The sequence below is a fragment of the Flintibacter muris genome (assembly GCF_943192995.1).
GTDB classification, from domain to species: domain Bacteria; phylum Bacillota; class Clostridia; order Oscillospirales; family Oscillospiraceae; genus Lawsonibacter; species Lawsonibacter muris.
Genome location: NZ_CALPCP010000001.1, coordinates 295,856 through 317,409 on the forward strand (window position 1 = coordinate 295,856; position 21,554 = coordinate 317,409).

Annotated in this window: 21 protein-coding genes; 11 read left to right on the top strand and 10 right to left on the bottom strand. The window is 60.5% G+C overall.

Annotation, left to right across the window (positions count from 1 at the left end):
- The first annotated feature begins 259 nt into the window (after positions 1-259).
- From ilvA to NFS22_RS01635, 4 genes are all read left to right on the top strand, one after another.
- Entirely contained in the window at positions 260-1,480 is a 1,221-nt protein-coding gene (gene ilvA / locus NFS22_RS01620) for a threonine ammonia-lyase (protein ID WP_251316020.1), read from the top strand.
- 212 nt (positions 1,481-1,692) lie between these two features.
- Positions 1,693-2,337 (top strand): ribulose-phosphate 3-epimerase, encoded by a 645-nt coding sequence (gene rpe, locus NFS22_RS01625; RefSeq protein WP_251316022.1) that lies wholly within the window; start codon positions 1,693-1,695, stop codon positions 2,335-2,337.
- 181 nt (positions 2,338-2,518) lie between these two features.
- Positions 2,519-3,121, top strand: a complete 603-nt coding sequence (gene recR, locus NFS22_RS01630; protein ID WP_251316023.1) for a recombination mediator RecR — start codon at positions 2,519-2,521, stop codon at positions 3,119-3,121.
- 10 nt (positions 3,122-3,131) lie between these two features.
- On the top strand, positions 3,132-3,812 hold the full coding sequence (locus NFS22_RS01635; protein ID WP_251316024.1) for a leucine-rich repeat domain-containing protein: 681 nt from the start codon (positions 3,132-3,134) through the stop codon (positions 3,810-3,812).
- Positions 3,813-3,855: 43 nt separating this feature from the next.
- Here NFS22_RS01635 and NFS22_RS01640 read toward each other — a convergent pair whose 3' ends face one another.
- The 3 genes from NFS22_RS01640 to sfsA form a co-directional block, all read right to left on the bottom strand.
- On the bottom strand, positions 3,856-4,407 hold the full coding sequence (locus tag NFS22_RS01640; RefSeq protein ID WP_251316026.1) for a hypothetical protein: 552 nt from the start codon (positions 4,405-4,407) through the stop codon (positions 3,856-3,858).
- Positions 4,408-4,422: 15 nt separating this feature from the next.
- Positions 4,423-4,767 carry a hypothetical protein gene (locus NFS22_RS01645; protein WP_251316027.1) on the bottom strand — a complete coding sequence of 115 codons (345 nt, stop codon included), beginning with the start codon at positions 4,765-4,767 and terminating at the stop codon, positions 4,423-4,425.
- A 132-nt stretch (positions 4,768-4,899) separates the two neighbouring features.
- Entirely contained in the window at positions 4,900-5,613 is a 714-nt protein-coding gene (gene sfsA / locus NFS22_RS01650; protein ID WP_251316028.1) for a DNA/RNA nuclease SfsA, read from the bottom strand.
- A 264-nt stretch (positions 5,614-5,877) separates the two neighbouring features.
- Here sfsA and NFS22_RS01655 point away from each other — a divergent pair, with 264 nt between their 5' ends.
- From NFS22_RS01655 to NFS22_RS01665, 3 genes are all read left to right on the top strand, one after another.
- Entirely contained in the window at positions 5,878-6,780 is a 903-nt protein-coding gene (locus tag NFS22_RS01655; RefSeq protein WP_251316029.1) for a DMT family transporter, read from the top strand.
- Positions 6,781-6,834: 54 nt separating this feature from the next.
- A complete protein-coding gene (locus tag NFS22_RS01660) occupies positions 6,835-7,419 on the top strand; it encodes a hydrolase (protein WP_251316030.1) in 585 nt (194 codons plus the stop codon).
- A 192-nt stretch (positions 7,420-7,611) separates the two neighbouring features.
- Positions 7,612-8,379: a hypothetical protein gene (locus tag NFS22_RS01665; RefSeq protein WP_251316031.1), complete on the top strand. Its 768-nt coding sequence runs from the start codon at positions 7,612-7,614 to the stop codon at positions 8,377-8,379.
- A gap of 38 nt (positions 8,380-8,417) precedes the next feature.
- On the opposite strand, the gene NFS22_RS01670 is transcribed toward NFS22_RS01665, so the two are convergent.
- On the bottom strand, positions 8,418-8,879 hold the full coding sequence (locus NFS22_RS01670) for a GNAT family N-acetyltransferase (RefSeq protein ID WP_251316032.1): 462 nt from the start codon (positions 8,877-8,879) through the stop codon (positions 8,418-8,420).
- Positions 8,880-9,075: 196 nt separating this feature from the next.
- Here NFS22_RS01670 and NFS22_RS01675 point away from each other — a divergent pair, with 196 nt between their 5' ends.
- From NFS22_RS01675 to gltS, 3 genes are all read left to right on the top strand, one after another.
- Positions 9,076-10,374, top strand: coding sequence for a sensor histidine kinase (locus NFS22_RS01675; RefSeq protein ID WP_251316034.1), 1,299 nt, complete (start codon positions 9,076-9,078; stop codon positions 10,372-10,374).
- A complete protein-coding gene (locus NFS22_RS01680; RefSeq protein ID WP_251316035.1) occupies positions 10,371-11,207 on the top strand; it encodes a response regulator in 837 nt (278 codons plus the stop codon). The genes NFS22_RS01675 and NFS22_RS01680 overlap by 4 nt, the downstream gene beginning before the upstream one ends.
- Before the next feature lie 171 nt (positions 11,208-11,378).
- Complete coding sequence (gltS, locus tag NFS22_RS01685; RefSeq protein WP_251316036.1) at positions 11,379-12,626, top strand: sodium/glutamate symporter; 1,248 nt, start codon at positions 11,379-11,381, stop codon at positions 12,624-12,626.
- Between the two features lie 25 nt (positions 12,627-12,651).
- On the opposite strand, the gene NFS22_RS01690 is transcribed toward gltS, so the two are convergent.
- From NFS22_RS01690 to NFS22_RS01710, 5 genes are all read right to left on the bottom strand, one after another.
- A complete protein-coding gene (locus NFS22_RS01690; protein ID WP_251316037.1) occupies positions 12,652-13,209 on the bottom strand; it encodes an epoxyqueuosine reductase QueH in 558 nt (185 codons plus the stop codon).
- The gene (locus NFS22_RS01695; protein ID WP_251316038.1) at positions 13,206-13,721 is read right to left on the bottom strand and encodes an SLOG family protein; all 516 of its coding nucleotides are present in this window, start codon (positions 13,719-13,721) and stop codon (positions 13,206-13,208) included. Before NFS22_RS01695 ends, NFS22_RS01690 begins: the two co-directional genes overlap by 4 nt.
- Before the next feature lie 129 nt (positions 13,722-13,850).
- A complete protein-coding gene (locus NFS22_RS01700; RefSeq protein ID WP_251316039.1) occupies positions 13,851-14,915 on the bottom strand; it encodes a M24 family metallopeptidase in 1,065 nt (354 codons plus the stop codon).
- 153 nt (positions 14,916-15,068) lie between these two features.
- Positions 15,069-15,923, bottom strand: coding sequence for a TIM barrel protein (locus NFS22_RS01705; RefSeq protein WP_251316040.1), 855 nt, complete (start codon positions 15,921-15,923; stop codon positions 15,069-15,071).
- Positions 15,920-16,426 carry a YqeG family HAD IIIA-type phosphatase gene (locus NFS22_RS01710; protein ID WP_251316041.1) on the bottom strand — a complete coding sequence of 169 codons (507 nt, stop codon included), beginning with the start codon at positions 16,424-16,426 and terminating at the stop codon, positions 15,920-15,922. The genes NFS22_RS01705 and NFS22_RS01710 overlap by 4 nt, the downstream gene beginning before the upstream one ends.
- Before the next feature lie 236 nt (positions 16,427-16,662).
- Between NFS22_RS01710 and NFS22_RS01715 the strand changes: the two genes are divergently transcribed.
- Positions 16,663-17,478 (top strand): glycoside hydrolase family 18 protein, encoded by an 816-nt coding sequence (locus NFS22_RS01715; protein ID WP_251316043.1) that lies wholly within the window; start codon positions 16,663-16,665, stop codon positions 17,476-17,478.
- A gap of 101 nt (positions 17,479-17,579) precedes the next feature.
- Here the strand turns inward: NFS22_RS01715 and nifJ are convergent, their stop codons facing one another.
- Positions 17,580-21,254, bottom strand: a complete 3,675-nt coding sequence (gene nifJ / locus NFS22_RS01720) for a pyruvate:ferredoxin (flavodoxin) oxidoreductase (RefSeq protein ID WP_251316045.1) — start codon at positions 21,252-21,254, stop codon at positions 17,580-17,582.
- Between the last annotated feature and the right edge of the window lie 300 nt (positions 21,255-21,554).

The following is a 21,554-nucleotide window of genomic DNA, read 5'->3' on the forward strand; positions in this document are numbered from 1 at the left end:
GCTCATAACGGGTGGGGAAAATCTTTTGCACCTCTGCCCAGGCGTCCCGAATACTTGTAACTGTCATTTTCATGCCCTCCTCGCACATTTTGGCGGTCGTATGTATAAAAAATTAGGTTACACTCGGTCGCTTGACCTTGTGTAACCTAATATTAACGCCTGCCGACGGAAAACTTGTCCCATTTTGCATTGACTTCTCCCTCATATTTCAGTATGATAAGGAATATCTTGATTTTTTACATAAAGGAGACATCAACTTATGCTCACTCTGGAATCCTTCAAGGCGGCCCGCAGTGTTTTGCAGGGCGTTTTGCGGCCCACGCCTTTGATCCACTCCCCTTATCTGTCCAAAAACTTTGGAAATTCGGTCTACTTAAAGCCGGAGAACATGCAGGCCACCGGGGCCTACAAGCTCCGGGGGGCCTACTACAAGATCAGCACCCTCTCCCAGGAGGAGAAGGACCGGGGACTGGTGACCGCCTCCGCCGGCAACCACGCCCAGGGGGTGGCCTACGCCGCCCAGGCCGCCGGAGTTCAGGCCACCATTGTCATGCCCACCACCACCCCTCTGGTAAAGGTGAACAACACCAAGGACTACGGGGCCAAGGTGGTTCTCCACGGCGAGGTCTTTGACGACGCCGCCGAGCTGGCCGCTGAGCTGGCCCAGAACGAGGGACTGACCTATGTACACCCCTTTAACGACCTGACCCTGGCCACAGGCCAGGGCACTATCGCCTACGAAATTTTCCAGGACCTGCCTGATGTGGACGTGATCCTGGTCCCCATCGGCGGCGGCGGGCTGGCAGCGGGGGTGTCTACCCTGGCCAAGCTGCTCAACCCCAATGTGGAGGTTATCGGCGTGGAACCCACCGGGGCGGCCTCTATGAAAGCCAGCCTGGAGGCCGGCCGCGTGGTCACCATCCCCGCCGCCACCACCATTGCCGACGGCGTGGCGGTAAAGACCCCCGGTGAGCTGGTCTTCCCCTATGTACAAAAGAATGTGGACCGGATTATCACCATTGACGACGGCGAGCTGGTGGAGGCCTTTTTGGACCTTATGGAGCGGCACAAGATGGTGGTGGAGAACTCCGGCCTGCTCCCTGTGGCCGCCCTGCGCCACCTGGGCTATGAGGGCAAAAACGTGGTCTGCGTCCTGTCCGGGGGCAATATGGACGTGATTACCATGTCCTCCCTGGTCCAGCATGGCCTAATCAGCCGGGGGCGCATCTTCACCTTTGCCGTTCAGCTCCCCGACCGGCCTGGCTCCCTGCTGGCCGTGGCCCAGATCCTGGCCGCCAACAACGGCAATGTCATCAAGCTGGAGCACAACCAGTTTGTCAATATCAACCGCCAGTCCGGCGTGGAGCTGCGGGTCACCCTGGAGGCCTTCGGCCATGACCACAAGGAGCAGATTCTCACTGCCCTCCGGGCCGAGGGCTTCCAGGCGGTGGAGACGGACACCGCGGATTTTTACAACTGACCTTGCCCTGTGCCGCCCGCCGGGCAGTCCGCTGCGGACTCCCGACGGACGGCTATCTGAAAGCGGCGGGCCGGCCGGGCGGTCGAGGACGGGTTTGGGCCGTGGGCGCGGCCCGGAGCAGCCTCTCCCCACGCCCGGGGCCTCCTCTCCGCTGCAATATCCTATGCGCCGGGCCTGTCCCCAGCGCCTGTCCACAAAAAGGAGAACTTGTTATGATTAAAATTGCCCCATCCATCCTGTCCGCCGACTTTGCCAACCTGGAGCGGGATATCCAAAAGGTGTCCTCCGCCGACTGCCTCCATGTGGACGTGATGGACGGCGCTTTTGTCCCCAATATCACCCTTGGCGTGCCGGTGCTCAAGTCCATCCGGAGATGTACCGGCATGTTTCTGGACGTCCACTTGATGGTGGACAAGCCGGCGCGCTATGTGGAGGCCTTCGCCCGGGCGGGAGCTGATATGCTGTCCGTCCACCTGGAGGCCGACCACCCCACCCGTATTCTGGAGGCGCTCCACACTATGGAGGCCAACGGCGTAAAAAAGGCGGCGGCCCTGCGGCCCATCACCAAGGCGGAGGCTATCCTGCCCTATATTGAGGGGCTGGACATGGTGCTGGTGATGACGGTGGAACCCGGCTTTGGCGGCCAGGCCTTTATGGAAAGCCAGCTGGACACCATCCGCCAGGTCCGGGCCATCATTGACAAGTACAACCCCGCCTGCGAGCTGGAGGTGGATGGGGGCATCTCCCCCAAAACCGCCCCCCTGGTGGTGGAGGCCGGGGCCAACGTGCTGGTGGCCGGCTCCGCCGTCTACGGAGCGGACGATATTCCCGCCGCCATTGCGGCGCTGAGAGGGTAAAGGCCTCCTTCTCAAAGGGGGCTCCCGGCGAAGCCGGGCGGGGGGCCTCCTGTAGAGACAGCTGCGTTTCGATAGGAGAAAACCCTCCGTCATTTGCTTTGCAAATGCCACCTCCCTTTGCGAAGGGAGGCCTTTGGGCAGGTTATGCCTGCCTTTACATCTATTCCCGGAGGTCCTTTCCATGCAGTACTTTCCCCCCGCACTGGAAAATTTAGTGGAACACTTCGCCAAGCTGCCGGGTGTGGGCATCAAATCCGCCCAGCGGCTGGCCTTCCATGTGCTGTCTCTCCCCCAGGAGGAGGCCGACGCCTTTGCCCAGGCCATCACCGACGCCAAGGCCCACATACACTGCTGTCCCGTCTGCCAGAACCTGACAGAGGGGGACGGCCCCTGCGCCATCTGCGCCAGCGCCAAGCGGGACACGGCCACCGTCTGCGTGGTGGCCGACCCCAAGGACGTAATCGCCATGGAGCGCAGCCGGGAGTATAACGGGCTGTATCATGTGCTCCACGGGGTGCTGTCCCCCATGAACCACGTGGGGCCGGACGATCTGTACATCCGCTCCCTGGTGGAGCGGGTGGCGGCGGGCGGCATTGAGGAGGTCATCATGGCCACCAACCCGGATACCGAGGGGGAGGCCACCGCCATGTACCTGTCCCGGCTGCTGAAACCCTTTCAGGTGAAGGTCACCCGCCTGGCCTACGGCATCCCCGTAGGCAGTCACCTGGAGTACGCCGACGACGCCACCCTGGTCCGCGCCCTGGAGGGACGGCGGGAAATTTAAGAGGATTTTTATGTGTGAACTGAACTTTCGGTCCAAGTGGTTTGAGCGGTGCGTCCGGAATTATCTGGGCATTGAGACCCGGGCCATTACTGATGAGGACGTGGGGGAAATCAAATATCTCTTTGTCGCCACCACCCACAGCTATGAGCTGGGCTTTGCCAAGATTCTGCCCCCTGAGCTGTTCCAGACCTGCGCCTTTCCGGACGCCGGCGACGAATGGTACTGCGCCTGCATTGAAAATACCGGAAAGTACCGCACCGCCCAGGACATTGTGGAGTTACGCCGTGAATCTCTGGAGGCTGGCTGTTCCATATATACGTTGCGGCTGAGAGAGGAGCTTCCTCGTTTTGAATACAGCCTCACTCCCGCCGGCTATTACGCGAACCGCAAGGTTATGGAGAAATTTGACAAAAGCGTCACACGCTGCTACGCCAAGTCTTCCGATTTTGACGGCCTGGAGAAGGACGAGGTCACCTGCGACTACGGAATGCTCGCGCCGGAGGACTTTGCCCTGCTGCCCAATCTGGAGGTGCTCCGCCTGATGAGCTGCGAGAGGGAAATTCACAGCCTCAAATTTCTGGAGTCCCTGCCCCAGCTTCGGGTTCTGAAACTGGGCGAACTGTTCCTCAATGACCTGGAGGGGCTGGACAAATTGATCGGCCTGGAAAAGCTGTGTATCTGGAGCAACTGAAAAAGGAGCGGCGGACCATCCGGTCCCGCCGCTCCTGTGTTTTTTATTCCACGCCGCTGTCTCCACTGGAGGAAGCGGTCTCGCCGCTGGAGGCGGGCTCTGCGCTGTCAGAGGATTCCTCCGTCTTGCCGCCGTCCTTGTCCTCGTCGTCCAGGACGCTTTCACACTCCTTCTTGTCCTCCTTGACCAAAGCTTTCATGGCAATGGCCACTTTGTAGCCGTTTGGGTCGTGCTCCATCAAATACCGCTCATCCTCGGGCGGGACTTTTTTGCCCTTCATCATGTTCATTGCAATTTTCAGGCACTTCATCTGGATATCCAGCGCCTCGGACAGCCCCTCCAGCTTTTCCTCCTCGGTCTCCATATAGCCCAGCAGACCGCCTTCGTCCTCACCATTCTGCTCCCCGGCGGGCTGGGACAGGAGGGACATAATCTGAGTGTTCTGCTGCTGCATCTGCTCCACCCACTGGCGGGACAGCTCCAGCCGGTCGGCGGAGGGCCGGACTGTGCCCGCCGTCTTACGCTCCGCCTTTTGAGTGGGGCGCGAGGAGGAAAAATCTATATTCTCTCCCTGCAATACGCGCCGTATCTCCATCCTCCGTACCTCCTTTTATTTTGTCTTATCTTCGTCAAAATCGCTCTCCAGCCTGACCGCCATCATCAGCGCGGCGATATCCTGGCACTTCTGCTGGAGCTTAAGCTGTTGGGACATGGCCTCCAGCTCCTCGCTGTCAATTTCTTCTTCCTGCTCCGGCTGCTCTGGCTGCATCCACTGCCTGGCGGCCTTTTCATACAGGGCCGCCGCCGCCTCTACCTTCTCCTCCTCGGTCCGCTCCTCCCAGTGGCGGTTCATTTCAAACCGGTCGATGGAGATCCGCCTTCCGCCTCCGGCGGAGCCGGACTGATCGGCCATGGGAGATTCAGCCTCTCTCCCGATTGAGTCATGTGTTTCCATATGGAAGCCCCCTTCCGCTGTTTCTGTCAGGATTCAACATTGCCGACCTCCGCCCCTACAGCTTTGGTGTCAGCAATTCTAAAGCTTGCTGCAGTGCTACAGCTAAAATATCGGCCCGAAAGGGGGAAAACTTTACCCCTTGCCCAATCGGACGGGAAGCTGCTTTTTTATAGTCAGCCGTCCCGGTTCCACCCCGCACTCCAGGGCCAGCACCTCCACCCCGGCCCGGGCGGCCCGGCGGAGGGTTTCTCCGAATTCCGGGTGGGTGGCGTCGTTGGGCTCCACGTGGTCCATCCCGGCCATCTGGACGATAAAGCACACCCCGGCCTCATAGCCCGCCTCATGGGCCAGCACCAGCTCCTCCAGGTGCTTGACCCCCCGAAGGGTGGGGGCGTCCGGAAAGCGGGCCGTTCCATCTTCCTCCAGAGTGACCCCCTTTACCTCCCAGAATCCCCGGCGGGTCCCCTTGTCTTCCAACAACTCCCAGTAATAATCAAACCGGGAAGTTCCGTATGCCGTCTCCGGGCGCAGCAGGGTGGGGATGAAGCCCAGTCCCCCCGCTGCCGCCCATTCTCCAAATACCCGGTTTGGAGCCTGGGAGTCCATGTTGATCAGCAGCGGGCCGCTGGGCCGCTCCTTCTCCACCGCGATCAGATCGTATTTCGTCTTTCTGGCAAGGTTGGCGCTCTCCTCCAGCCAGACCCGTACCCCGGGCAGAAGCAGCTCCCGGCACCTGCCGGTGTTCTTCACATGGCAAACCTCCACACGGCCCTCCACCTCCACATGGGCGATAAACCGGTTGGGCCGGGCTTGAAACACACCTGGCAAAATTTTTCCGTATTCCATCTTGTCTTTTCCTCGTCTTTTCTGTATGATATTATGAACGGTGTCCCCTCTAGAAAAAGGCAAGGGCAGGTGCTTTACCCCTGCCTATCCTACAGCAATCGTCAGAATTACTGCCACTTGTAGAGGCGCCCTTTGGCAGCCCGCCCGTCACAGTTAGATCCATTTGATTTTGCGGGCGGCCACAGGCCGCCCCTACAGAGCTGGTGTCAGCAATTTTGAAGCTTGCTATAATCATATACCATTCCAGAAAGCGAGGCAAGCTCTATGAACAAAGCTTATTTGAACATTATCGCCGCCGCCGGGCTGTGGGGGTGTATCGGTCTGTTTTTGAAGTTGCTCACCGCCGCCGGGCTCACCTCTATGCAGGGGGTGGCAATGCGCTCCCTGGTGGGGGCCGTTTTTTATGGGCTCTTTCTGTTTTTCTCCAACCGGGAGGCCCTGCGCGTTGATCCAAAGGACTGCGGCTGGTTCCTGGGCACCGGGGTATGCTCCCTGCTCTTCTTCAACTGGTGCTACTTCAACGCCATCACCCTCAGCTCCATGTCGGTGGCGGCGGTGCTGCTGTATACCTCCCCGGTGTTTGTCACCCTCATGTCCGCCCTCTTCTTTCGGGAGGCGGTCACCCCTGTCAAGCTGATCGCCCTTATAGTGACCTTCTCAGGCTGTGTGCTGGTCACCGGACTGTTTCCCCTGGGACAGACGCCCATCTCCGCTAAAACCATCCTCTTCGGACTGGGCTCCGGGTTCGGTTACGCCTTGTACTCCATCTTTGGAAAGTTCGTGCTGAAAAAATACGCCCCCTCCACCGTTACCTTCTACACCATTTTGTTTTGCGCCCTGTTCTCTCTGCCTCTGTCCGGAATACAGAACAACCTGGCCGCCCTGGGAGACTGGCGGGCCTGGGCAGGGGCGCTGGGGGTGGGGCTGCTGTGCTGCGCCCTGCCCTACCACCTGTACACCGCCGGACTGCGGGACGCTGAGCCGGGCAAAGCCGCCATTCTGGCCACCTTGGAGCCCTTTGTGGCCGCAGCCCTGGGAATCCTGCTCTTTCGTGAGGAGGTCACTCCATACAAGCTGCTGGGCATGGCCGCCATTTTAGGGGCAGTGCTGCTGCTCAACGTGCCGTCAAAGCGGACTCAGCCCTCAAAACCGTCTCTGGAAATTTGACCGTCTGTGTGATACAATGAACTGGAAACCAAGCTGACAGAAGGGAGAACATCTATGTCCTGCAAAGAGGAATTTATTGAGATTTTCAAAGCCAACATCACCCGTGAGGGAGCCGACAAGTTGCTGGACTACCTGGAACACAAGAGCGACTTCTTCACCGCCCCCGCCTCCGCCCGGTACCACGGGGCCTATGAGGGCGGGCTGTGTGAGCACAGCCTGAACGTGTATCACTGTCTGGTGGACTATCTTCAGCGGGAGCGGGTGCAGGAGCTGTACGGCCTGGACTACAGTGATGAGTCCATCGCCATTGTGGCCTTGTGCCACGACTTTTGCAAAATCGGCTGCTACAAAAAGAGCTTCCGCAACGTGAAGGACGACGCCACCGGCCAGTGGAGCAAGGTGCCCTCCTTCACCTTTGACGACCCCCTGCCCTACGGCCACGGGGAGAAGAGCGTGTACATCACCAACGGCTTTATCCGCCTGACCCGTGAGGAGGCCATGGCCATCCGCTGGCACATGGGCTTCTCCGGCCCGGAGGACAACCGCACCGTGGGCCAGGCCCTGCGGATGTACCCCCTGGCCTTCGCGCTGGCTACAGCGGATATGGAGGCGTCCTACTTCTTAGAGAACGAGGAATAAACATCAAGACCGTCCAGTCGGGGACACTCCTCTCCCGAACGCAAAATGCGGTTTCTATCGCAATCATCAGATTTGCCGCCTCTGAATGTCTGGCATAGCATTTTAAACTTGTTATTATTTGGACATTTCTATTATATTTTTGTATTAACCTCCGATATATAATACAGAATGTTTTGATTGGAGGGCCTTTCAATGTTTGATATTTCAATCCGTCCCCTGTCTGTCTCTCCTGCCAAGCCTGCCTCTGCGGGACGGACTGCTGCTGTGAAAGCGGACCAGCCAACGCCCAAAACTGATGTCATCGATCTGTCCCAGCCGCCCACAGCGGAGCAGGCGGAGCGTCTGCGCAATGCCGGTATCCTGGGCTATGGCAGCGTTTCCGCCACCAAAAATGTCACTACGGAACCCCTGTCAGCCAATGTCAATGTAACCCACTTTACAGTGGACTGTCAATCGGAATATTTTGACCTGGTCCATGAGACCACTGTCCGGACCTCCTCCACCGGCATTGGGGCATTTACCTCCGGCGGCTCCGCCTTTGCCAGCACTACCACGCAATTTGCTCAGAGCTGGGATAACAGCAGCTGGAAGGCCTCCGTCCTGTACGAGAGCGGGTTCACTCAGAAGATGGGAGGACTCTCCGAGTGGTACATCCCCTCCCACCAAAACGAGGACGGAACCTGGTCCCTGGCCCAGTTCGGACCCTCCCCCACTTTTTACATCAGTGGGTATCACTCCGTCCTCGCCACCGCCCAGCACAGCGACGGGCAAACGGAGCTCTCCCTGTCTGAGACAACTGTTTACAAGTCAGTGTCCATATTCCCCAGTCAAGAGCGCCCCGCAGGAGCGGTGGATTACCGAAATGAGCGCCTTGACCAGCTCATCACCCAGGAGATGCTGGACCGGATCGGTCAAACTATTAAGTCGCTGCCGCTGCACCGCTTTGACACCCAGGCCTGACCGAAATACACAGCGCGCCCTTGACAGGGCGCGCTTTTTTATGGACGCAGGTTCTTTTCCATTACCTCGTACACCAGCACAGCGCCATGCGCCACATTCCACTGCTTGTGGCACACCGTCCGATATCCCCGCTTTTCATATATCTGACAGGCGGGCAGAGATGCGTCCAGGCAGGCCGTCTTATGCAACCGCCCGATCTGGTCCTCCAGGCACTGCATGATGCAGCTTCCAAGGCCCCGACCCTGGCAGTCCGGTTTGACGTATACCCTTGCAATATGGTTCCCCTGATAACAGCCTGTCCCCACGATAGCGCCATCCTTCCAGAGCGCGCCAACCGTTCCGGCTTCGATATCGCCGGCAATATTCTCCTCACAGTGAAGCTGCTGAAAAAACTCCACTACCTCCTGGGGATAATACCTGGGGTAAATTGCCCCAATCGTCTCCTGCACCAGTGCGGCAATTTGCTGCGTATCCGCTGGGGTGGCCTTCTTGTACTCCATCCTGCCAACTCCTATTATTTTGATATGGTATCATACCACAGGCGCCTGTAGAAAACAAGAAGGTTTTCCCAATCGCCATAATTGATTTTCCCAATCGCCATAATTGATTTCCCTGCATGAAAGCAACCTGTGCTTGCAAAATTGCGGCGGATACTTTATGATAGAAATCACCAAAGCATATGGAGGAGGCATACCCATGGAACCGGCCAAGTACCACGACCTGCGGCTGACGGTCCGACAGCGCCAGCTGCTCACCGGCGTGGTGGTGGCGCTCACCAGTCAGATTTACCTGTCCCTGTGGGCGGAGGGCTTTCGGGTATCTGCCGCCGCCATTCTCTACCCCGTTTTGCTCATCACCCTTATGGAAGACCGCCGCGGACCGGATACCGGACTGATTACCGGACTGTGCGTGCTGTTTATCCGGGTGGCCTTTGACCTGCTGGGCGGGATGGCCCTGTCCCACGCCCTGCTGATCGAGTACCCCGGCGGGGTGTTCTATCTGTGCTACGACGCCCTTTTGTGCCTGCTGCTCCGTGACCGGCGCTCCGCCCCTCCCCTGGGGCTGGGGGTCACCCTATGCCTGTGCGACTTTGTCTCCAATCTGCTCAACCTGTGGCTGTCCAGCCGCCTGACCAGCCTCCCCGCCGTTCTTCCGCTGGCCGGGCTGGCCCTGGTCCGGGGGCTCACCGCCTGCGCCCTCCTCTGGGCGGGACAGGGCTACCGCCAGCTGCTTCTGCGCTCAGAGCATGAGCAGCGCTACCGCCGCCTCTTTCTTATGACCGCCAACCTGAAAACAGAGCTGTACTTTTTAAAAAAGGACGCCGAGGATATTGAGGGCGTCATGTCCAAGGCCTACCAGCTCTACGAGCGGCTGGAGGGACAGCCCTCTTCCGGGGAGCTCACCGCCCTGGCCCTGTCCATTGCCCGGGACGTCCACGAGGTGAAGAAGGACAACCTGCGCATCATCCGGGGGCTGGAGGAGGACGTGGCCCAGGCCTATGACCACCAGGCCATGACCCTGTCCGACCTGCTGTATATCCTGGAGGTGTCCAACCGGCAGCTTTTAGGGGACCGCCAGAAGGATATCCGCCTGGAGTGCCACTGCGACCAAAGCCTCCCCGTGGCGGAACACTACCGGGTGCTGTCCATCCTGAAAAACCTGGTGACCAACGCGGTGGAGGCTATCCAGTCGGACAGGGGCCAGGGGACTGTCCGGCTGGACATCACGGCGGAGGGGGAGCGTTTTCTCCTCACCGTGTCGGACAACGGCCCCGGCATCCCGCCGCGGGTGAAAAAAATGCTGTTTCAGGTGGGCTACTCCACCAAATTTAACCAGGCCACCGGGAATATCAACCGGGGTGTGGGCCTGCCCGCCGTGCAGTATATTGTGGAAGAGCTGGGGGGCCGCCTACGGGTGGAGTCCGAGCCGGGCCAGGGGACCACATTCCATGTGGATTTGCCCTTAAACGCAGTCACAGGAGGGGATTACCCATGAAAATCTTTATTATTGAGGACGACATCTCTGTCATCGGAGTTTTGGAGGACATAGTGGAGCGCAGCGGGCTGGGCACCGTCTGCGGGGACAGCGGGGACGGCCCGCCCGATCTGAACCGGGTTCTGGAGCTGGACCCCGACCTGGTGCTGATCGACCTGCTCATGCCCGGCAAGGACGGTATCCAAGTGGTCCGGGAACTGAAGGAGCGGGGGTGCGGCGCCAAATTCATCATGATCTCCCAGGTATCCTCCAAGGAGATGGTGGCCAAGGCCTACACCGCTGGGGTGGAATTTTTCATCCAAAAGCCCATCAATCTCATTGAGGTGCGCCAGGTCATCACCAATATGAAAAACCAAATTGACAATGAGCGGGCCCTCAAAACCATCCAGAGCGTCTTTGCCGGCCGGGAGGCCCCGGCCCCTCAGCCAGACCTGGGCCAGCGCCGGCGCAGAAAGCTGACCCACATCCTCAGCCAGCTGGGCATGGCGGGGGAAAAGGGCTCCAACGATATCATTGATCTGTGTATGCTCCTGCTGGAGGAGGGGGACAGCGTATCCCAGGTGGGGGTGTCCGCTCTGTGCGCCCGGCTCCCCGGCCCGCCCAAGTCTACAGAACAGCGCATCCGCCGGGCGGTGGAGCGGGGGCTGAGCCACATTGCCAGCCTGGGCCTGGAGGACTACAACAACGAATTTTTCCTCCGCTACGCCACCCGCCTGTTCCCCTTCCACGAGGTCAGGGCGGAGATGGCCTTTTTGCAGGGCAAGGGCCCCCGGGGCAAGGCCAATCTGAAAAAGTTTTTAGACGGTCTCATCATCCTGGTAGAGGAGGATTGACAGAGACTATCTTTGTACAATACATACAACTTCTCATAAATCTCTTTGTCATTTTAGTAGAATTTTTCTGCAGTTCGTTAGAATTTGAAACTTTTTGACGGTTGGGTCATAAAATTTCCCTGGAAATAGGGGCAAGCCCCTAACAAACCAGGAGAAAGAAGGAGAGTACCTATGATCGAGTATACCCTGAACATGTTCCAGACTGCGGGCATTGCCATGATGCTGTTCGTCCTGGGCCGGTTTCTCACCAACCGTATCGACTTTTTAAGACGCTGCTGTATCCCAGCCCCTGTGGTGGGCGGACTGATTTTCGCCATTGTCCATCTGCTGCTGTATATGGCCGGTGTGCTGAAGCTCACCTTTGACAGCAACGTACAGACCTTCTTTATGACCCTGTTCTTCACCAGCGTGGGTTATACCGCCTGCTTCCGCCTGCTGAAAAAGGGCGGAAAAAAGGTGTTTACCTTCCTGATTATCGCTATCGCCATGGTAGTTCTCCAAAACCTGCTGGGCAGCGGTCTGGCCGTGGTCTTTGGCTGGGACGCCCGCATGGGCCTGTGTACCGGCTCCATCCCCATGGTGGGCGGACACGGCACCGCCGGCTCTTACGGCCCCACGCTTGAGACGGAGTACGGCCTGGTTGGCGCCAACGTGCTGGCTGTCGCCGCCGCCACCTTCGGCCTGGTGGCCGGCTCCCTGATGGGCGGCCCCACCGCCCGGAGCATCATCAAGGCGCATAACCTCCACTCCACCGAGAGCACAGAGGAGATCATGGAAATGGCAGACGAGTCCACCGCCGACCAGGAAAAGGCCGAGCGGGTGGACCAGGACGCCTTTACCAACGCGGCCATCCTGCTGATCGTGGCCTCCGGCCTGGGCACCCTGCTCACCGCCGCGTTCAACAGGCTCCACGTTCAGATTGGCAATTTCACCATCAACTTCATCTTCCCCACCTATATCGGCGCCATGGTCATTGCCGCCATCATCCGCAACTTCTGTGATGTAAAGCACATCATCCTGCCCGCCAAGGCCCTGGACCTGTGGGGCAATGTGTCCCTGTCCATCTTTCTGGCTATCGCTTTGATGTCCCTGCGCCTGTGGGAGCTGGCCGATCTGGCCGGTCCTATGATTGTCATGCTGGTCGCCCAGGTTGTGCTGATGTTCTTTATCGCCCGCTTCCTGGTGTTCAACATCATGGGCCGGGATTACGAGGCCGCCGTTATGACCTCCGCGTTCTGCGGCTTCGGCATGGGCGCCACCCCCAACGCCATGGCCAACATGCAGGCCATCACCAAGCAGCACGGCCCTGCACCCCAGGCCTACTTTATCGTGCCGCTGGTGGGCTCCCTGTTTATTGACTTCTTCAACGGCATCATTATCGCCGGCTTCCTCAGCATTCTGCCCGCCATCTTCGGGTAAGCAAATACATAAAAAGTCCCGCCTCTCACTGGGGGCGGGACTTCTTTTTCCGCTTGGCCGCCATGTAGCGGTCCTCCTCGCTGAAAATACAGCCGCAGTATTTTTGCATATAGAAGCCGTGCTCCCGGGCAAACTGCTGGCCCTCCTGAAACAGGGGACGGAAGTCACGATAGAGAAAGTCCACGCCGTATTGCTCCCCCGCCGCCCGGGCGGAGGCGGCAATGGCCTCATGGTTCTGGTAGGGGGAGATGAGCAGGGAGGTGGTAAAGCTGTCAAACCCGTTTTCGGCGGCGTATCTGGCGGTCTCCTCCATCCGGACCCGGTAGCAGTAGGCGCACCGGCCGTCGATATCCCCGGCCACGGCGGTGATAAAGGGCCGCAGGTCGTAGGTGCCGCCAATGACCAGCTTCATGCTGATCTCCTTGGAGTACTCCTCCAAGGTGCGTTTCCGGGCCTGATACTCGGTGTAGGGGTGGATGTTGGGGTTGAACCAGAAGCCGGTGACGGACAGCCCCTCCTCCCGCAGCTGTGCGACAGGCCGGTTGGCGCAGGGGGCGCAGCAGATGTGCATCAGGGTATTCATTGGCAAAAGTCCTCCAGGTCCAGAATGTGGGTGGACAGCCCCTTTCTCATGGCGTAGAGCAGGGTCTGATAGGTGCCTCCCTTGGGCACGCCGTTGTACACGGCAATGAGGCGGCGGGAGCGGTCCACCATGTACTGGTTCCGCCGCATCATGCAAAAGCGGTCATAGCTGTGCTGGACCAGCGTTTCAAAGTTGCACTGGTCCAAAATGGCCTGATACCGCCGCCGTTCCGGCTCAGGCCAGCTGTCCGCCTGGGTCTGGCAGGGGCGGGCGCACTCCAGCTCTACGTCCCTGTGCCGCTTCCGCAGCTCCAGCACCGCCTCGGCAAAGTACAGGTCTCCGCCCCGCGCCATCCCGCTGATAAAGCGGCGGCAGCCCGCCGTGTAGGCGTCCTCCAGGGCCCGGGCAATGCTCCCCTTGATCCGGCCGCACCGGGGGTCGGACTCGTCCTCCCCCCAGGGCAGCTTGTCGGGCCGGTGCCCGGTGAAGCAGCAGGTTTTGTCGCGGTCCATATAATCGGCCCTCCTCGTTGCTGACTGCCTCCCTTTGCGAAGGGAGGCGCACCGCCGAAGGCGGTGACAGAGGGTTTACCCCCCCACCGCCCTCCGGGCGGAGCCCCCTTTGCGAAGAGGGCCTGTGTGTTACAGCACAATCAAATCCTTGGGCGACCGGGTGATGTCCTCACAGCCGCCCTCCTTGAGAATGAGCACATCCTCGATCCGCACCCCAAGGCGCCCGGGGATATAGACCCCCGGCTCGGCGGAGATCACCGCCCCCACGGGCATAGGCCGGGTCTCCTTGGAGCTGGCGTTGGGGGACTCGTGGATGTCCACCCCCAGGGAGTGGCCAAAGCTGTGGGAAAAGTAGTCCCCATAGCCCGCCTCCTGGAGGACCCGGCGGGCGGCGGCGTCAATCTCCCGGCCGGTGACCCCCGCCCGGGCGGCGTTGATGCCCGCCTTCTGGGCGGCCAGGACGGCGGCGTACACCTCCTCCATCTCCGCGGTGGGGTGGCCCAGGGCCACAGTGCGGGTCATGTCAGAGCAGTAGCCCTCCACCTTGCAGCCAAAGTCCATGGTGATGAACATGCCCATGTCCACCACCTGGTCGCCGGGAACGGCGTGGGGCCGGGAGCCGTTGGCCCCCGCCGCCACAATGGGGTCGAATGACACCTTGTCCCCACCCCGGCTGAGCAGCTCATACACCAGCCGGGCGGCGATCTCCCGCTCCGTCATGCCGGGGCGGATGAAGTTGAGGATGGCCCGGAATGCCTCGTCGGTGATCTCCTGGGCCCGGCGCATCAGGGCCAGCTCCCCCTCGTCCTTGGCGGCCCGCAGGCCGTCCAGCAGCTTCTGGGCCGGGGTGAGGATGCCGGGCAGCTCCTGGGTGTACTTCCGGTGGCTGTCCACCGTCATGGCGCCGCTTTCAAAGCCGATATTGTGGAGCTTTTCCCCCTCAATATACTCCTTGGCAAAGGCCATATGCCCCTTCTCCGGGGTGGTGAGGACAATTTCCGCCCCCTGTATCTGCTCCCGGGCGGCCTCAATGTAGCGGCCGTCGGTGGAGTATTGGGCCCCGCTCCGGGTGACCAGCAGCAGGCCCTCCCCGTGAAAGCCCAGGGCGTAGCGCTCCCCGGACTCGCTGGTGATGAGCATGGCGTCCAGGCCGTACTCCGGCAGCTGGGCGGAAATTTTTTCAATGTGGTTCATAGTGATTGACTCCTCCCGGTCATTGTGATTGTACAGGGGTGGCCTTTGGCCCGTCCCACGGAAATCAATGTTCAGAACATCCTGTAGGGCGGGACGACTCGGCCCGCCGCAGGTTGGCGGGTTTTGCAGGCGGCGCGCCGGGGTCGTCGCGCCCTACAGGCAGTTCTCATATATCCGTTTCATGGTCAGCGCGTCCTCCGCCTGGGTGCCGGCGGACTCGCAGATGAAGGTGGGCGACCACCCCCGGCGGGCGATTTCGGCGGCCAGGGGAGCCCAGTCCGGGCCGTAGCCGCCGTCGTCGTCGAAGGTGCGGTGGCACTTCTCCCCGCCCTTGGGGGTAAACTCAATGTGGGAGAAGTGGCTGTGGAAGGCGGAGGCCCGCTCTTGCCCCAGCACCTCCTCCACCCGGTCCAGCATGCGGCAGAAGGCCTCCTGGCCGTCGTCCGCCCCCAGAGAGCGGGCGTACAGGTGGCCGAAGTCGATACAGGGGACCAGCCGCCCGTCCAGAGTACACAGCTCCAGCACCTCGTCCAGGTCGCCCAGCTGGTTGATCTTGCCCATGGTCTCGGGACAGAGGGTGATCTGACCATACCCCTGTCCGTCACAGGCGGAGATCACCTCCGCCAGGGACTTTTTCGCAATGTCCAGCGCCTCCCGCCGGCTGCGCTTCATCAGCGCCCCGGAGTGGATGATGACCCGTCCCGCTCCCATCCACCGGGCCACCTGACAGCCGGCGGTGATGTAGCCAATGGTCTTTTTCAGGGAATCCGGGTCCGGATTGGCCAGATTGATGAAGTAGGGGGCGTGGAGGGACAGAGAAATGCCAGCCGCCCGGGCGTTTTCGCCCACCTTTCGGGCGGTATCCTCCCCCACGTGGACCCCCTTGCCGCACTGGTACTCGTAGCAGTCCAGGCCGAAGCCGGCAATCCACCCGGGGGCGGCCAGGGAGGATTTGTGGACTTTGGAAAAGCTGTCGCAGTTGCCCGCCGGGCCGAATATCGCGCTCATACAAAGGGCCTCCTTTTCCCCAGCAGGCGGAAGGGGGTCTCCACCGCGTAGCGGATGTACCGCCCCGGATTGCCCGCCAGACGGATGGGCTCCACCAGCAGGGGGGTGACCCCGGCGTTGTTGGCCCCCAGGGTGTCGGTAAAAATCTGGTCCCCCACCATAACGGTTTCCCGGGGCTTTGCCCCCATCCGCTCCATGGCCTGGAGGTAGCCCGCCCTTTTGGGCTTGCCCGAGTGCCCCTGATAGGGGATGCCAAGCTGCCGGGCAAATTCCCGGGCCCGGCCGGGCTTGCGGCTGTTGGAGAGGAGAAACAGCGCAATGTTGTTGGCCTCCAGCTCCTCCTTCCAGGCCGCCACCTCCGCCGGAGGCCGGGTCACTTTGTAGGGGACCAGCGTGTTGTCCAGGTCAGCCAGCACCAGCTTGATCCCCTTTTCCGCCAGCGCCCTGGGGGAGATGTGAGTCACCGAGGGGTAGACCCCCCGGGGTATGGGTGATAAGGGCATGGGCGTTCTCCTTTCCCAAAAGGCCCCCTTCGCAAAGGGGGCTCCCGCGAAGCGGGTGGGGGTTTTCCATGAAAAACAGATGCGTTTCGATTGGGAAAACCCTCCGTCATTTGCCTGGCAAATGCCACCTCCCTTTGCAAAGGGAGGCTTTTCCGCTGTTCTATTCCCTGATCCGGTTTCATAAACTGTACAGCATAGTATATCACAGGAAGAAACTTCGGACAAGGGGGATTCCTATGCCACAGGACACCTTTATTATCACAATTCCGCCCCGGCAGCTGCCCGCCCTCCGGGGCTGGCAGACCCTTCCCGCCCACCTGGCCTACCGCCTGGGGCCGGGCCCCCACCTGTTCCGGGCGGACAACACCGCGCCCAGAGGGGGGCTGATGGTGGTGGATGACCGGGACTTCGACGGCCTGGGTCCCACCGGTCCGCTGTGCCAGGAGGTTTTGCGGGAGTGCCAGGCCCGGGGCTTCTCCGGGGCCATCCTGGACTTTGAAAACCGTCTGCCCCCCCTGGAGCAGATTGCCGGCCATTTGGATGAGCAGTTTGCCCGCCGGGGCTGGACCCTGTATGTCACCGAGCGCTATGGCCGCCACGCCCCCCATGCCCGGGTGATGATCCCCTCCGCTCTGTCCGGGGGCTCCCTCCAGCGGCGGCTGGAGGAGGCGCTGGAGCGGTTTGGGGAGAGCCGGGTGGTGCTGGCCCTGGAGAAGTCGTCGGAGGACTTTTTTCTCCCCTCCCCCACCGGCAGCGGACAGCCCCTCACCCAGCAGGAGCTGGAAAACTTAAAGGCCCGGCTGTCCCCCTCCATCTTCTTCTCCTCAGACCTGTGCGCCCGGTATTTTACCTACATGAGCCGGGAGAACGGAGCCCACTTTGTCCTCTTTGACGACGGCGACACCCTGCGGCGCAAGGTGGAGGTGGGACGCAAGCTGGGCATACACACCTTCCTGGCTCCCTGGGCCGAGGTGGCCTCCTGCGCCGCCCAGCTGGGCATCCCCAAAAAACCGGAACAAAGACAGGTCCGCAGCAACGTCAACAGGTCATAGAAAAAAGCGGCGCAGTCGAGAGACTGCACCGCTTTTTGATCATTCAAATCCTTTTATGGCCACCGCTGCTGAAAAGCAGCGGTGGTTAATCATTGGAAGAATTACTCCTCGCCAAACATCTTCTCCAGACGGGTCAGCTTGTCGTAACGCTTCTTGGCGGTCTCCTCATTGAGGGCGAACAGCTCCTTGGCGCGGTCGGGGAAGGACCGGGTCAGGGCGGAGTAGCGGGCCTCGTTCATGAGGAACTCCTGGTAGCCGCCGGCGGGAACCTTGCTGTCCAGGGTGAAGGGGTTCTTGCCCTCCTTCTTCAGGTCGGGGTTGAACCGGAACAGGTTCCAGTAGCCGCACTCCACGGCCTTCTTCATCTCAACCTGGCAGTTGGCCATGCCGCCCTTGATGGAGTGCATCTCGCAGGGAGAGTAGGCAACGATCAGGGAGGGGCCGTGATAGGCCTCGGCCTCAGCGATAGCCTTCAGGGTCTGGTTGGGGTTGGCGCCCATGGAGATCTGAGCCACATAGACGTAGCCATAGGTCATGGCGATCTCGGTGAGGGACTTCTTGGGCATCACCTTACCGGCGGCAGCAAACTGGGCCACCTGGCCGATATTGGAGGACTTGGAGGCCTGTCCGCCGGTGTTGGAGTAGACCTCGGTGTCGAAGACAAAGATGTTCACATCCTCGCCGGAGGCCAGGACGTGGTCCACACCGCCGTAGCCGATGTCGTAGGCCCAGCCGTCGCCGCCGAAGATCCACACGGACTTCTTGGCCAGGTAGTCCTTCTCGGCCAGGATGTCAGCCACCAGCTTGCAGGCGTCGCAGTCGCAGAACTTGGCGCCGGAGGCCTTCAGCTCCTGGGCGTGGGCCAGCATGGCGTCCTTCTTGTCGCCGAAGACCTTGTCGGCCTCGGGGCTGGAGATAAAGGCAATGCAGGCGTCTACAGGCATGATGCTCTCTTCCAGCAGCTTGATATACTCCTTGGTGGCCTCCTGGTTGGCCTTGCCGTCCTCCATGGTGTCCAGCCACTTCTGGGCGGCGTCCTTCAGGGGCTGATAGGCGTGAGGCACCTCAATCAGGGCCTTGGTCTTCTCAGCCAGGCGGGCACGGACGGCCTTCTGGCCCAGGTACATGCCCAGACCATGCTCGGCGTTGTCCTCAAACAGGGAGTTGGCCCAGGCGGGACCCTTACCCTCGGGAGTGGTGGCGTAGGGAGAGGTAGCGGCGGGGCCGCCCCAGATGGAGGAACAGCCGGTGGCGTTGGAGATATACATCCGGTCGCCGAAGAGCTGGGTAATCAGACGGGCATAGGCAGTCTCGGCGCAGCCGGCACAGGAGCCGGAGAACTCCAGCAGGGGCTTCTTGAACTGGGAGCCCTTGACGGACAGGTCGGCCATCTCCTCCTTGACGGAGACGTTGGCCACCATATAGTTGAACACGTCCTGCTGGGCGGCTTCCTGCTCCTGGGGCACCATGGCCAGAGCGTCCACCGGGCAGGTCTTCACGCACACGGAGCAGCCCATGCAGTCCAGGGGGCTGACGGCAATGGTAAACTTGTACTGGCCCTTGCCCTTGCCGGCCTTGACGTCCACAATCTTGGCGGCCTCGGGGGCGTTCTTGGCCTCCTCCTCGGTGAGGGCGAAGGGACGGATGGTGGCGTGGGGGCAGACATAGGAGCACTGGTTACACTGGATACACTTGGAGGAGTCCCAGGCGGGCACGGCCACGGCCACGCCGCGCTTCTCGTAGGCGGCGGCGCCCAGCTCAAAGGTGCCGTCGGCGTAGGGGGAGAAGGCGGAGACGGGCAGGGAGTCGCCGTCCATGCGGTCCACGGGGTCCAGCACGTTGCTCACCAGGTCCACCAGCTTGGCGGGACCGGTGTGCTTGCTCTCCACAGGCTTATCCTGCGCGTCCTTCCAGGAGGCGGGAACCTCAAACTTCTTGAAGGCGGTGGCGCCGGCGTCGATAGCCTTGTGGTTCATATCCACAATGTCCTGGCCCTTCTTCAGGTAGGAGTGGGTGGCGGCGTCCTTCATATACTGGATGGCCTCGGCCTCGGGCATCACCTTGGCCAGCTTGAAGAAGGCGGACTGGAGAATGGTGTTGGTGCGCTTGCCCATGCCGATCTCCTGGGCCAGATCAATCGCGTTAATCAGGTAGACCTGGATGTCGTTCTCAGCGATATACCGCTTGGCCACGGCGGGCATGTGCTTATCCAGCTCCTCAGCAGTCCACTGGCAGTTAATCAGGAAGGTGCCGCCGGGCTTCACGTCCCGGACCATGGGGAAGCCCTTGACAATATAGGCGGGCACGTGGCAGGCCACAAAGTCGGCCTTATTGATATAGTAGGGGGCGCGGATGGGCTGGTCGCCAAAGCGCAGATGGCTGACGGTTACGCCGCCGGTCTTCTTGGAGTCGTACTGGAAGTAGGCCTGCACATACTTGTCGGTGTGGTCGCCGATAATCTTGATGGAATTCTTGTTGGCGCCCACGGTGCCGTCGCCGCCCAGACCCCAGAACTTGACCTCAATGGTCCCCTCAGCGGCGGTGTTGGGGGCCTTCTTCTCCTCCAGGGAGAGACCGGTGACGTCGTCCACGATACCGATGGTGAACTTCTTCTTGGGCTCGGCCTTGGCCAGCTCCTCGTATACGGCAAACACGGAGCGGGGCGGGGTGTCCTTGGAGCCCAGGCCGTAGCGGCCGGCGATAACGGTCTTGTCGCAAATGCCGTTCTCAGCCAGAGCGGTGATTACGTCCTGATACAGGGGCTCACCCAGGGAGCCGGGCTCCTTGGTGCGGTCCAGCACGGCAATCTTCTTGCAGGTGGCGGGGATGGCAGCAATCAGCTTGTCGGCCCGGAAGGGGCGGTACAGGCGGACCTTGACCATGCCCACCTTCTCGCCGTGGGCGTTCATATAGTCGATTACTTCCTCAGCCACGTCGCAGAAGGAGCCCATGCAGATGATGACGCGGTCAGCGTCGGGGGCGCCGTAGTAGTTGAACAGCTGATAGTCGGTGCCCAGCTTGGCGTTGATCTTGCCCATATACTCCTCGACGATCTCGGGCAGGGCGTCGTAATACTTGTTGCTGGCCTCGCGGTGCTGGAAGAAGATATCGCCGTTCTCGTGGGAGCCGCGCATGGTGGGGTGCTCAGGGTTCAGAGCCCGGGCCCGGAAGTCGGCTACGGCGTCCATGTCCACCATCTCGGCCAGGTCCTTGTAGTCCCAAATGGCAACCTTCTGGATCTCGTGGGAGGTGCGGAAGCCGTCGAAGAAGTTGATGAAGGGAACCCGGCCCTTGATGGCGGCCAGATGGGCCACGGGGGCCAGGTCCATAACCTCCTGCACGTTGCCCTCAGCCAGCATGGCAAAGCCGGTCTGGCGGCAGGCCATCACGTCGGAGTGGTCGCCGAAGATGTTCAGCGACTGGGCGGCCACGGTACGGGCGGACACGTGGAACACGCCGGGCAGCAGCTCACCGGCGATCTTATACATGTTGGGGATCATCAGCAGCAGGCCCTGAGAGGCGGTATAGGTGGTGGTCAGAGCGCCCGCGTTGAGAGAGCCGTGGACGGTACCGGCGGCGCCGGCCTCAGACTGCATCTCAATGACCTTTACGGTATTGCCAAAGATGTTCTTCTGACCCTGGGCGGCCCACTGGTCCACGTAGTCCGCCATGGGGCTGGACGGCGTAATGGGGTAAATGCCGGCTACCTCGGTAAAGGCGTAGCTGACATACGCAGCGGCGTTATTGCCGTCCATGGTTTTGAATTTTCTTGCCATAGAGGTTCCCTACTTTCTTCCTAATTTTGCAAGGTGGTAAAAGGTGTTTCTCTGCTCTATTTTACAAGCCTGTCCCCATAGAACCAATGATGAAAACAGTTATGTTTTTCATAATCAAATGGTTATATCCGGACAGACCCGCGCCGCCCCTGGCAGACCGGGCGCGGCTTGGGACTCCATACAGATATAGTGTAACACTTTTCCAAGACTTTGTAAACTTTTCTTATGAATTTTTCCCTTCAAAATTTAGAGTGGTAAAGCGAGATTTTTCATGAAAAAAGCAAAAAAGCCGCCCCGCCG

Bases quoted from the DNA above. Each gene is read 5' to 3' on its own strand.
- NFS22_RS01690 (WP_251316037.1), bottom strand. From the start codon at position 13,209: ATGAATACCCTGATGCACATCTGCTGCGCCCCCTGCGCCAACCGGCCT.
- NFS22_RS01645 (WP_251316027.1), bottom strand. From the start codon at position 4,767: ATGGAAACACATGACTCAATCGGGAGAGAGGCTGAATCTCCCATGGCC.
- NFS22_RS01700 (WP_251316039.1), bottom strand. From the start codon at position 14,915: ATGAACCACATTGAAAAAATTTCCGCCCAGCTGCCGGAGTACGGCCTG.
- NFS22_RS01665 (WP_251316031.1), top strand. From the start codon at position 7,612: ATGTTTGATATTTCAATCCGTCCCCTGTCTGTCTCTCCTGCCAAGCCT.
- NFS22_RS01670 (WP_251316032.1), bottom strand. From the start codon at position 8,879: ATGGAGTACAAGAAGGCCACCCCAGCGGATACGCAGCAAATTGCCGCA.
- sfsA (WP_251316028.1), bottom strand. From the start codon at position 5,613: ATGGAATACGGAAAAATTTTGCCAGGTGTGTTTCAAGCCCGGCCCAAC.
- NFS22_RS01715 (WP_251316043.1), top strand. From the start codon at position 16,663: ATGCCACAGGACACCTTTATTATCACAATTCCGCCCCGGCAGCTGCCC.
- ilvA (WP_251316020.1), top strand. From the start codon at position 260: ATGCTCACTCTGGAATCCTTCAAGGCGGCCCGCAGTGTTTTGCAGGGC.
- gltS (WP_251316036.1), top strand. From the start codon at position 11,379: ATGATCGAGTATACCCTGAACATGTTCCAGACTGCGGGCATTGCCATG.
- recR (WP_251316023.1), top strand. From the start codon at position 2,519: ATGCAGTACTTTCCCCCCGCACTGGAAAATTTAGTGGAACACTTCGCC.
- NFS22_RS01680 (WP_251316035.1), top strand. From the start codon at position 10,371: ATGAAAATCTTTATTATTGAGGACGACATCTCTGTCATCGGAGTTTTG.
- NFS22_RS01640 (WP_251316026.1), bottom strand. From the start codon at position 4,407: ATGGAGATACGGCGCGTATTGCAGGGAGAGAATATAGATTTTTCCTCC.
- NFS22_RS01705 (WP_251316040.1), bottom strand. From the start codon at position 15,923: ATGAGCGCGATATTCGGCCCGGCGGGCAACTGCGACAGCTTTTCCAAA.
- NFS22_RS01660 (WP_251316030.1), top strand. From the start codon at position 6,835: ATGTCCTGCAAAGAGGAATTTATTGAGATTTTCAAAGCCAACATCACC.
- NFS22_RS01675 (WP_251316034.1), top strand. From the start codon at position 9,076: ATGGAACCGGCCAAGTACCACGACCTGCGGCTGACGGTCCGACAGCGC.
- NFS22_RS01710 (WP_251316041.1), bottom strand. From the start codon at position 16,426: ATGCCCTTATCACCCATACCCCGGGGGGTCTACCCCTCGGTGACTCAC.
- NFS22_RS01655 (WP_251316029.1), top strand. From the start codon at position 5,878: ATGAACAAAGCTTATTTGAACATTATCGCCGCCGCCGGGCTGTGGGGG.
- NFS22_RS01635 (WP_251316024.1), top strand. From the start codon at position 3,132: ATGTGTGAACTGAACTTTCGGTCCAAGTGGTTTGAGCGGTGCGTCCGG.
- nifJ (WP_251316045.1), bottom strand. From the start codon at position 21,254: ATGGCAAGAAAATTCAAAACCATGGACGGCAATAACGCCGCTGCGTAT.
- NFS22_RS01695 (WP_251316038.1), bottom strand. From the start codon at position 13,721: ATGGACCGCGACAAAACCTGCTGCTTCACCGGGCACCGGCCCGACAAG.
- rpe (WP_251316022.1), top strand. From the start codon at position 1,693: ATGATTAAAATTGCCCCATCCATCCTGTCCGCCGACTTTGCCAACCTG.